Source organism: Spirillospora sp. NPDC046719 (assembly GCF_040645715.1).
Lineage (GTDB): Bacteria > Actinomycetota > Actinomycetes > Streptosporangiales > Streptosporangiaceae > Spirillospora.
Map to the genome: position 1 here is coordinate 1 of NZ_JBEYYT010000345.1, position 10,470 is coordinate 10,470.

The 10,470-nt window shown below is 75.1% G+C and carries 8 protein-coding genes and 1 pseudogene; 8 read left to right on the forward strand and 1 reads right to left on the reverse strand.

Going from position 1 to position 10,470, the window contains the following annotated elements; genetic code table 11:
- Positions 1–126 precede the first annotated feature (126 nt).
- On the forward strand, positions 127–3,456 hold the full coding sequence (locus ABZ914_RS38170) for a glycosyltransferase (protein WP_500199308.1): 3,330 nt from the start codon (positions 127–129) through the stop codon (positions 3,454–3,456).
- A 1-nt stretch (position 3,457) separates the two neighbouring features.
- Positions 3,458–4,900 (forward strand): DUF5719 family protein, encoded by a 1,443-nt coding sequence (locus ABZ914_RS38175; protein WP_500199310.1) that lies wholly within the window; start codon positions 3,458–3,460, stop codon positions 4,898–4,900.
- 68 nt (positions 4,901–4,968) lie between these two features.
- On the opposite strand, the gene ABZ914_RS38180 is transcribed toward ABZ914_RS38175, so the two are convergent.
- Complete coding sequence (locus tag ABZ914_RS38180; protein WP_190860263.1) at positions 4,969–5,385, reverse strand: metallopeptidase family protein; 417 nt, start codon at positions 5,383–5,385, stop codon at positions 4,969–4,971.
- Positions 5,386–5,639: 254 nt separating this feature from the next.
- Between ABZ914_RS38180 and ABZ914_RS38185 the strand changes: the two genes are divergently transcribed.
- From ABZ914_RS38185 to ABZ914_RS38210, 6 genes and pseudogenes are all read left to right on the forward strand, one after another.
- Entirely contained in the window at positions 5,640–6,017 is a 378-nt protein-coding gene (locus tag ABZ914_RS38185; RefSeq protein ID WP_190860159.1) for a DUF3499 domain-containing protein, read from the forward strand.
- Between the two features lie 142 nt (positions 6,018–6,159).
- Positions 6,160–7,515, forward strand: coding sequence for a phosphomannomutase/phosphoglucomutase (locus tag ABZ914_RS38190; RefSeq protein ID WP_500199318.1), 1,356 nt, complete (start codon positions 6,160–6,162; stop codon positions 7,513–7,515).
- A gap of 7 nt (positions 7,516–7,522) precedes the next feature.
- Positions 7,523–7,705 (forward strand): Trm112 family protein, encoded by a 183-nt coding sequence (locus ABZ914_RS38195; protein ID WP_151538645.1) that lies wholly within the window; start codon positions 7,523–7,525, stop codon positions 7,703–7,705.
- A complete protein-coding gene (locus ABZ914_RS38200; RefSeq protein WP_500199320.1) occupies positions 7,702–8,838 on the forward strand; it encodes a bifunctional phosphoglucose/phosphomannose isomerase in 1,137 nt (378 codons plus the stop codon). The genes ABZ914_RS38195 and ABZ914_RS38200 overlap by 4 nt, the downstream gene beginning before the upstream one ends.
- On the forward strand, positions 8,839–9,816 hold the full coding sequence (locus ABZ914_RS38205; RefSeq protein ID WP_500199322.1) for a cation diffusion facilitator family transporter: 978 nt from the start codon (positions 8,839–8,841) through the stop codon (positions 9,814–9,816).
- 420 nt (positions 9,817–10,236) lie between these two features.
- Positions 10,237–10,470 (forward strand): annotated as a pseudogene (locus tag ABZ914_RS38210) (sensor histidine kinase); the annotation flags it as partial.

The following is a 10,470-nucleotide window of genomic DNA, read 5'->3' on the forward strand; positions in this document are numbered from 1 at the left end:
GGCGTGTTTTACAACTTCTACCCCCCATCCCCCGCCTCCCCTCCCCCCCGCTCCCCCCCCCCCCCCCCCCCACGGCTGCTGCATTCCAGCAGGGAATCACCCGTCGTCCCACAGATCGAGCGATCCTTGGCCCCCACACTCGATCGCCATGTCGTCACGGCCGTCCTCGTCGCCCACGACGGCGCGCGCTGGCTGCCCGAGGCGCTCAAGGCGCTGCTGACGCAGGCGCGGCCCGTGCAGCGCCTCGTGACCGTGGACACCGGGAGCCGCGACCGCGGCCCCGCCGTCCTCGCCGAGGTCGTCGGCGGTCACGGCGTCCTCACGCTGCCCCGCACCACCGGCTACGGCGAGGCCGTCGCCGAGGCGCTGCGCCAGGACGCCGCGTCCGCCCCCGTCCCCGACGACGAGCCGGGCAACCCCAGGTCCGAGTGGATCTGGCTGCTGCACGACGACTCCGTGCCCGACCACGACGCCCTCGGCCACCTGCTGCGGACCGCCGAGTCCGACCCCGGCATCGCCGTCCTCGGCCCCAAGATCCGCGACTTCGCCGACCGGCGCGTGCTGCGCGAGGCCGGGACGTCCGTCGACGCGGCCGGGCGCCGCTGGACCGGCGTCGACCGCCGCGAGTTCGACCAGGGCCAGCACGACGGCGTCCGCGACGTGCTGGCCGTCTCCAGCGCCGGGATGCTGGTGCGGCGCGACGTGTGGGACCGGCTCGGCGGGTTCGACGTCGAGTACGGCATCTTCCGCGACGACCTGGACTTCTGCTGGCGGGCGCACGCGGCCGGGCACCGGGTCGTCGTCGCGACCGACGCGGTCGTGTACCACGCCGAGGCCGCGAGGCGGGGGCTCCGCGAGATCGGGATGACCTCCGAGCACCCGCTCCGCCGCGACCGCCGCAACGCGCTGTGGACGCTGCTGGCGAACCAGCCGTTCCGGACCATGCTGCGGACGCTGGTCCGGAACGTGTGGGCGTCGCTGGTGCACGCGCTCGTCCTGACGATCACCAAACGGCCCGCCGCCGCGCGCGCGGAGCTCGCCGCGCTCGCCGACGTGCTGCGCGATCCGGGCCGGCTGCGGCGCGCCCGCGCCGTCCGCGCCGACGGCCGGGCGCGCGTGCACCGCAGCGTCCGGAGGTTCCAGCCCCGGATGGTCGCGCTGCGCCGCGCCGCCGAGGCGGTCTCGGAGTTCTTCGCCGCGCACGAGCACGACCGGGAGTCCGAGGACGAGATCACCGACGAGCCCGGCCCGATCCGCCGGCTGCTCGCCCATCCCGGCGTGCTGCTGGTGCTGGCGCTCGCCGCCGTCACCGTCGCGGCCGAGCGGTCGCTGATCACCGGGGCCGCGCGGCTCGGCGGCGGAGCGCTCGTGCCCGCGTGGGGCGGCGCGAGCGACCTGTGGGACCAGTACCTGTCCGGCTTCCACCCGGTCGGGCTCGGCACGGGCGCGGGCAGCCCGCCGTACGTCGGGTTCCTAGCGCTGCTGTCGACGGTCCTGTTCGGTAAGCCGTGGCTGGCGGTCGCGGTCCTGCTGCTCGGCAGCGTCCCGCTCGCCGGGCTCACCGCCTACCGCGCGTCCCGCGTCCTGGTGCTGGAGCCGCCGCGGACCGGCCGCCGGGCCCGCTCCACCGGCCGCCGCATCCCCGTCGCCGCCGTCCGCGTGTGGTTCGCCGCCGCGTACGCGCTGCTGCCCGCCGCGACCGGCGCCATCGCGGGCGGCCGGCTCGGCACCGCGGTCGTCCTCGTCCTGCTCCCGCTGGTCGCCGTGCAGGTGGCCCGCATGTACGGGCTGCCGCGCTTCGCCGCAGACCCCGCCACGCTGCGCAAGCGCGCCGCGCGCGCGGCCTGGGCGGTCGCGCTGCTGCTGACCGTCGCGACCGCGTTCGTCCCGCTCGCGTGGCCGCTCGCGCTGGCCGGCGGTGGCCTGGTCTGGGCGCTGTTCGACCGGCGCCGCCGGCAGGACCGCCGCAACCTCGTCATCGCGCTGGCCGTCCCGCCGCTGCTGCTGTTCCCGTGGACGGTCGGGCTGCTGCTGCACCCGTCGCGGTTCCTGCTGGAGGCGGGCCTGCACCGGGCGTTCGAGCCCGCGACGGCCGCCGAGCTGCTCGCCCTGAACCCCGGTGGCCCCGGTACGCCCGTGTGGTGGACCTTCGGCGGGCTGTTCGCCGCCGCCGTCTGCGCGCTGCCGCTGCGCGGCCGCCGCACCGCCGTCCTCGCGGGGTGGCTGCTGGCCGTCGCCGGGCTGCTCGTCGCGATCCTCACCGGCGCCGCCACCGTCACCAAGGGCGCGGACGCGGCGCCTGCCTGGCCGGGCGTCGCGCTGATCTTCGCGGGCGCCGGGGTCCTGCTGGCCGCGACCGCCGCCGTGCAGCGCGGCACCGAGGTCCTCGCCGGCAAGCACCTGATCTACAAGGCGGGCGGCGCGGTCGTCGTCCTCGCCGCGCTCACGGCGCCGCTGCTCGCGGCGGGCGCGTGGATCGCCCGGGGCGCGGACGGGCCGCTGGGCACGGTCGGCGCGGACACCGTCCCCGAGTTCGTCAAGGCGCCGGGCGGGCCGCGCACGCTCGTGCTGCACGGCGACCCGTCCGGACGCGTCGCCTACACGCTGCTCCGCGGCGACCGGCCGAGGCTCGGTGAGGCCGAGACCATCGCGGACGGGCCCGGCGAGCGCCGCCTGGACGAGCTGGTCGCGAGCCTGGCCGCCAACCGGGAGGGCGACGACGGCCCGGCGCTGTCGCGGATGGGCGTCCAGTACGTGCTGGTGCCGCACCCCGGCTCCGACCCCGTAACCAAGGTCCTGGACGCGGCGCCGGAACTGTCGCGCCTCAGCCGGACGGGATCGTTCGCGGTGTGGCGCCTCCAGGCGAACTCCGCCCGCATGATGCTCCTGCAGAGCTCCACGATCACGCCGCTGCGCGCGGGCAGGATCGACGCGCGTGTGCGCATCCCCGCCGGGACCGGCGCGCGCACACTGCTGCTCGCCGAACCGGCCGACGGCGGCTGGAAGGCGGAGCTGAACGGCCGCGGCCTCAAGCCGCGGACCGTCGACGGATGGGCGCAGGGCTACGACGTCCCCCCGTCCGGCGGCGAGGTCACGCTGACGCGCGGCATGCTGATGCGGCACGCGTGGCTCGTCGTCCAGGGCGTGGCGGTGCTCCTGGTCGCCGTCCTGGCGCTGCCGGGCGCGCGCGCCGACACCCTCGTGCCGGGCGGCGACCGCAACCGCGAACGGCGCGAACGGCGGGGCCGCCGCGCCAGGCGCGGCGTGCGCGGAGGGCACCGCGCCGGCGTCCGCCACGAACCGGAACCGGCCCCGCCAGCGGAGACACCGGAGCCTGCGGAGCCGCCGCGGGACGAGCCCGAGCCCGCCTCCGGAACCCTGCCGAAGCCCAGGTCCGCGAGCGAGCCCGCGCCAGAGCCCGCGCCCGAACCCGTGGCCTCGGAGGAGCAGAGCTGACATGGACCGAGTGCTGAAGCTCCTCGGCATGCGCTACGCCATCGCCGCCCTCGTCCTGGTCGGCCTCGCGGCCCTCTACGGCGCCGCGTCGTTCTCCCGCCCCGGGAACGCCGTGGCCAAGGGCCGCAGCGCGCCCGTCGACGCCGCCGTCATGGTCTGCCCGGGGCACGAGAGCGGCCGCGTCGCCCTCCAGTCCCTCCCGCAGAAGCGGACCGGCGGACGCCTCGACGTGGCCGACACCCGCGGCGGCTCCCCGCTCGCCTCCATGACCGCCCCCGGCCAGGGCTGGGACAAGGACACGGGCACCACCGAGGACTCCTACACCGTCCGGGCCACCGGCGCCCTCGCCGCCGGGATCGAGGCCGAGCAGACCACCCACTGGTCCGGCGGCCCCGACCGCGGCCTCGCGAGCGCCCGCTGCGCCCGTCCCGGCACCGACCTGTGGTTCCTCGGCCCCGGCCCGCTCGCCGCCGACCGGATCGACCTGTACCTCACCAACGTCGACGCCCAGCCCGCGTCCGTCGACGTCACCGGCCTGTCCGGGGAGGGGCCGCTCGACACCACCGAGGGCCTCGCCACGCCCGTCGCGCCGTACAGCACCAGCGTCATCAAGATCGGCGAGCAGCCGGAGGGGCTCGGCGACATCGTCAAGACCGCCCGCGACCTCGCGCTCAACGTGCACACCACCGCCGGACGCGTCGCCGCGTCGCTGCGGGTCCGGATCGGCGAGAAGAAGGGCGTCGAGTGGCTGCCGCTGTCGCCCGCGCCCGCCGCGTCCGCGGTCGTCCCCGGGGTGCCCGGCGGCGACGGGCAGCGCCGCCTCGTCATCGCGGTGCCCGGCGAGGCCGACGCCCGGATCCGGGTGCGGGCCGTCACCGCCGACGGCGCCTTCGCCCCGCAGGGCCAGGACACCGTGGAGGCGCCCGCGCAGAGCGTCACCTCCGTCGACCTCGCCGGCGCCCTGTCCGGCCGCGCCGCTGCCGTCCGGCTGGACTCCGACCGGCCGATCATCGCCGGCTACGCGGCCTCGCGCGGCGCCGACGTCGCCTACGGCACCGCCACCGAGCCGCTCGGCGGCCCGTCCGGGGCCTCCGCGGTCATCGCCGACGACCGGTTCGACGCGTCCGTCGTCCTCACCGCGCCCACCGGCCGCGCCACCGTCCAGATCACCACGATGGACGGGCAGGGGCCCGGCGCACCGCAGAATGTCGAGATCGGCGCGGGACGCACCGTCGAGACGAAGCTCGCCGCACCGCACGGCGGCGACAAGGGCTACGGGGCCGTCATCACGGCCAAGCCGGGTTCGGGGCCGGTCTACGCCGCGCGGATCATGGCGAAGGGCAAGGGCGGCGGCTACCTGTTCACCGTGCTGCCGCTGATGCCCGCGCCCACCACCGTCCGGCTCCCGCCCACCGGCGACAGCCAGACCGCCCTCATCCGCTAGCCGTCATCCGCCCGTCTCCACCGGCCCGTCTCCGTCGGCCCGTCTCCATCGGCCGGCAGTCAGCGGCGCTAGTCGTCCGGGGAGTCATAGCTCGGGTCGACGGACTCGGGGGAGAGGCCGAGGAGGTCGGCGACCTCCTCCACCAGCAGGTCGCGCACCAGCCGGCCGAGCTCCTGCTCGCCCGACGCGCGCGCCTCCACGGGACGCCGGAACACCACGATGCGGAGGGGACGGGCGCCGTCGGCGGGCACCGTCCGGCCGAGGGGGACGGGGCCGTCGAACCAGGGCTCGACGTCCGGCACCTCCTCGACGCCGAACTCCACACCGGACAGCTCCCTGCCCCAGCGCGCGCCGAGCCGCCGCACCTCGTCGTGGACGAGGTCGTCGAACTTCTCCGCGCGGGTCCGGGAGACCGGCGCCTGCGGGGGCGTCAGAGGGCCACGGAGGCCGCGACCGTGCCGATCGCGGCGCCGTACGCCTGCCACACGGGATCGCACTCCCTCAGGTTACCTCCCGCCGCACGCGAACCCCGGCCCCCGCACCAGGAACACCCGTCTCCGCATCGGGAACGCCAACGTGGCGCCCCGGACAGCGGCCCCACCTCGCCCCGACAGCGGCCGCACGGTGAGAGTTCGGGTCCACACGGTATGTAGTTGTTACCCGCGAAATCGGGCGGTAACGGCGACACGTGCGCCCGGGTGGTGGCGGAGGCGGCGGGAGCGAGGTACGGTCGGCCATCGTGAGCCCCGTCCGCACCTGCTCCCGCACCGCCTGCAAGGCGCCCGCAGTCTTCACGCTCACGTACGTCTACCGCGACTCGACCGCTGTCCTGGGGCCCCTCGCCACGTACGCCGAGCCGCACTGCTACGACCTGTGCGCGGAGCATTCGGAGCGGCTGACGGCCCCCATGGGCTGGGAGCTGGTCCGGCTCCCCGTCGAGGAGGAGACCGAGCCGAGCGCCGACGACCTGGAGGCGCTCGCCGACGCCGTCCGCGAGGCCGCCCGCCCCGCGCCGGCCCCCGGGCAGGAGCCCGTCGGCCAGGGCACCGAGGTCGGCCGCCGCGGGCACCTGCGCGTGCTGCGCTCCGAACCGGCGGGCACCCAGCCCCAGGAGTGACCCCGCCGTAGGAGTGATCCAGGCGCAGGAGTGACCCCGGTCACGCCCACGACCGGCACCGGCTCGGGCCGCCGCCGCGCTTCCCGGTAGGCTCGGTTGTCCCGCCGACTTTCGGTCATCACTTGCGTACAGGGGAGCAGGAGTGGGCGACCTCGCCAAGATCTTCAAGGCGTACGACATCCGCGGCGTCGTGCCCGACGAGCTGGACGCCGCCGTCGCGGAGGCGGCCGGCGCGGCGTTCGTGCGGGTGACCGGGGCGGACGCGATCGTCACCGCGCACGACATGCGCGAGTCGTCCGGGCCGCTGGCCGCCGCGTTCGCGCGCGGCGCGACCTCGCAGGGCGCGGACGTGATCGAGGCCGGGCTCGGCTCCACCGACATGCTCTACTACGCCAGCGGCGACCTGGACGTCCCCGGCGCGATGTTCACCGCCAGCCACAACCCGGCGAAGTACAACGGCATCAAGCTGTGCCGCGCGGGCGCCAAGCCGGTCGGCCGCGACACCGGCCTGACCGAGATCCGCGAGATGGTCGAGAACGGCGTCCCGGCCTACGACGGGGAGCCCGGCACGGTGTCGCAGCGCGACGTCCTGCACGGCTACGCCGACCACCTCAAGACGCTGGTCGACCTGTCCTCGATCCGTCCGCTCAAGGTCGTCGTGGACGCGGGCAACGGCATGGGCGGCCACACCGTCCCGGTCGTCTTCGAGGGGCTGCCGATCGACCTCGTCCCGCTGTACTTCGAGCTGGACGGCACCTTCCCCAACCACGAGGCCAACCCGATCGAGCCGGAGAACCTGCGCGACCTGCAGGCCAAGGTCCGCGAGACCGGCGCCGACATCGGCCTCGCCTTCGACGGCGACGCCGACCGCTGCTTCGTGGTCGACGAGCGCGGCGAGATCGTCGCGCCGTCCGCGATCACCGCGCTGGTCGCGGTGCGGGAGCTGGCCAAGCACCCCGGCGCGCCGATCGTGCACAACCTGATCACCTCGAAGGCCGTCCCGGAGATCGTCACCGAGAACGGCGGGTCCCCCGTCCGGACCCGGGTCGGGCACTCGTTCATCAAGCAGACGATGGCGGAGACGGGTGCGGTGTTCGGCGGCGAGCACTCGGCGCACTTCTACTTCCGCGACTTCTGGTTCGCCGACTCCGGCATGCTCGCCGCGCTGCACGTGCTGGCCGCGCTGGGCGAGCAGGACGGCCCCCTGTCGGAGCTGCTCGGCGAGTACACCCGCTACGCGGCGTCCGGCGAGATCAACAGCGAGGTCGCCGACCAGGACGCCGCGGCGGGCAAGGTCCGCGAGGCGTTCGCCGGCCGCCCCCGCGTTACGATCGACGAGCTGGACGGCCTGACCGTCGGGGACGAGGCCGCCGGATGGTGGTTCAACCTGCGGCCGTCCAACACCGAGCCGCTGCTGCGCCTCAACGCGGAGGCCGGCGACGAGGCCACCATGGCGGCGATCCGCGACGAGGTCCTGGCCATCGTGAGGGAGAAGTGACGCTGCTATGAGCATGAAGCTGGACGACTGGCTGCTGGAGATCCTGGCCTGCCCGAACTGCGGCGGCGAGCTGCGCGCCGACGACGCCGCCGCCGAGCTGGTGTGCACCGGCTCCTGCGGCTACGCCTACCCGGTCCGTGACGACATCCCCGTCCTCCTCGTCGACGAGGCCCGGGCCCCCGCTTCGTGAGCACGCTCGATCCGGGACGGCTGGAGGAGGCGCCGGACGTCGAGGCGGCCGATCCGGGCGGGATGCTGCGGCAGGTCGCCTCGTCCGCGGCGCAGATCCGGGAGGCGCGGCGCGCGGCCGAGGAGGCCGGCGTCGCGGCGCTCGCCGAGGACGGCCGCCCCCGCGCGGTCGTGGTCACCGGCATGGGCGGCTCCGGGATCTCCGGGGACGTCCTCGCGGCGGTCTGCGGGCTCGGCTGCCCCGTCCCGGTCACGACGGTCCGCGGGTACCGGCTGCCCGGCTGGGTCGGCGCCGCCGACCTGGTCATCGCGGTGTCCTGCTCCGGCTCCACCGAGGAGACCCTGGAGGTGGCGGCGCAGGCGGCCCGGCGCGGCTGCCGGCTGCTGTGCGTCGGCGGGGCCGGCTCGCCGCTGGCCGATCTCGCCGCCCGCAGCCGCGGCGTGTTCGTCCCGGTGCGGTCGGTGGGGCAGCCGCGGTCGACGCTCTGGGGCCTCACGGTCCCGCTGCTCGTCGCGGCCCGCACGCTCGGCCTGACGGACGTCCCCGACGCGGTGCTGGAGTCCACGGCGGCCCGGCTGGAGGACGTCGCGCACCGGTGCCGCCCGGACAGCGAGCCGTTCGTGAACCCGGCGAAGCGGATCGCGCTGGACCTCGCCGGCGACGTCCCGCTGGTGTGGGGGACGTCCCCGCTCGCCGAGACGGCCGCGTACCGGATGTGCTGCCAGCTCAACGAGAACGCCAAGTACCCGGGCGTCTTCGGCGGCCTGCCGGAGGCGGACCACAACCAGGTGATGGCGTTCGACGGCCTCTTCGCGGGCGGCGGCTCGCCGGCCGATCCCGACGACTTCTTCCGCGACCGCACCGAGGACGCGGAGCACGGCCTGCACCTGGTCGTGCTGCGCGACACCGAGGAGCACCCGCAGACCGCCAAGCGGCGCGAGGCGTCCGTCGAGCTGGCCCGGGACCGGGGCGTCGCGGTGACCGAGATCCTCGCCGAGGGCGACCATCCGCTCGAGAGAATCGCGACAATGATCGCGCTGGCCGACTATGTCACGGTTTACTTGGCCATCACGCTGGGCGTCGACCCGACGCCCGTGCCGGCCATTCAAGAGCTCAAAGCGAGGATTGCCTAGATGAGTGCTGAGGGTGGGACGAAGGCCATCATCGCGGCCCTGGCCGCCAACCTCGGAATCGCCGCGTCGAAGATGGTCGCGTTCGCGTTCACGGGGTCGTCGTCGATGCTGGCGGAGTCGATCCACTCGGTCGCCGACTCGGGGAACCAGGGGCTGCTGCTGCTCGGCCGCAAGCGCTCCGAGCGCGACCGGACGCCCGAGCACCCGTTCGGGTACGGGCGGGAACGCTACTTCTACGCGTTCGTCGTCGCGGTCGTGCTGTTCACCGTCGGCTCGGCGTTCTCGTTGTACGAGGGCTACCACAAGATCCTGCACCCGGAGGACGTCGAGTCGCCGATCTGGGCGTTCGCGGTGCTGATCATCGCGATCGGGATGGAGGGCTTCTCCTTCCGCACCGCGATCAAGGAGTCGGACCAGCTGCGCGCCGGCAAGTCGTGGTGGGCGTTCATTCGCCGCGCGAAGGCGCCGGAGCTGCCGGTCGTCCTGCTGGAGGACGCGGCGGCGCTGATCGGCCTGATCCTCGCGCTGTTCGGCGTGTCGATGGCGGTCGCGACCGGCGACGGGCGCTGGGACGGCATCGGCACCGTCGGCATCGGCGTCCTACTGGGCATCGTCGCCACGGTGCTGGCGATCGAGACCAAGAGCCTGCTGATCGGCGAGGGCGTCGACGCCGACCAGGAGAAGCGGATCATCGAGGCGCTGGAGTCGGTGGAGCAGGTCGACCACGTCATCCACATGCGGACCGAGTACCTCGGCCCGGAGGAGCTGCTGATCGCCGCGAAGATCGCCGTCTACCACGACGACACCGCCGCCGAGGTGGCTCGCGGCATCGACGCGGCCGAGGCCAAGGTCCGCGCGGTGATCCCCGAGGCGGGCATGATCTACCTGGAGCCGGCGCTGGACGAGGCGGACCGCAAGCACGCCCCCGCCTCCACGCCGGCCGAACCGGTCGAGAAGGCCGCAGGCGAGAACGTGTGAGAAGGCGGCCCTCTTCGGGGGCCGTGCCGCGCCGGTGGCGGCCCTGTCAGGGCCGCCACGAGCGGCCGCATGGGATCCCTCGCCGGGCGGCCGGAACCTGTTGCCGGCCGAACCCCAGCCCAGGCGAGACCGGCGAGTGCCTCCGCGGAGGCGGGCGGCGCGGCCGTCCGGCGAGGTGCTTCCCATGCTTCCCCGCCCGGACCCCTGAAACCGGGCGGTTGGCGTGACCGCGGCAGCCCGCCGAACCCCCTACGTCGGCGGTGCCGCCGTTGCGGTCACGGTTAAGACATTACGTCTCCGCCGGTCGCCCGCACGTCCCCCGCAAGGAGGGATCGGGGGTCGTCCTCCAGGGGGATTCCGGCCGCGGGCATACCACCGCACGGTGAGGTGATGAGCCCGTCCAGCGGTCAGTATTGAGAAGTGACCACCGATGACAAGGCCCGGACCGGACCCGACCCCGCGGGGTTCGGCCCAGCCGTCGCCCACCAGGCGTGGCGGCTGTCCGGCCGGATCGTGGCGGGGGTGGGGCAGCTGCTGCTCTGGATCCTCACCGGCATCGGGCACCTGCTGCGGCCGCTCGCCGTCAGGCTCGGCGCCCGGCTGAACGGCGCGGGCCGCGGGCCCGCCCACGGCGGCCCCGGCGCCCCCGGCATG

What these genes read in the sequence shown, in the direction of transcription:
- ABZ914_RS38175 (WP_500199310.1), top strand. Translation starts at nt 3,458, where the DNA reads ATGGACCGAGTGCTGAAGCTCCTCGGCATGCGCTACGCCATCGCCGCC.
- ABZ914_RS38195 (WP_151538645.1), top strand. Translation starts at nt 7,523, where the DNA reads ATGAGCATGAAGCTGGACGACTGGCTGCTGGAGATCCTGGCCTGCCCG.
- ABZ914_RS38205 (WP_500199322.1), top strand. Translation starts at nt 8,839, where the DNA reads ATGAGTGCTGAGGGTGGGACGAAGGCCATCATCGCGGCCCTGGCCGCC.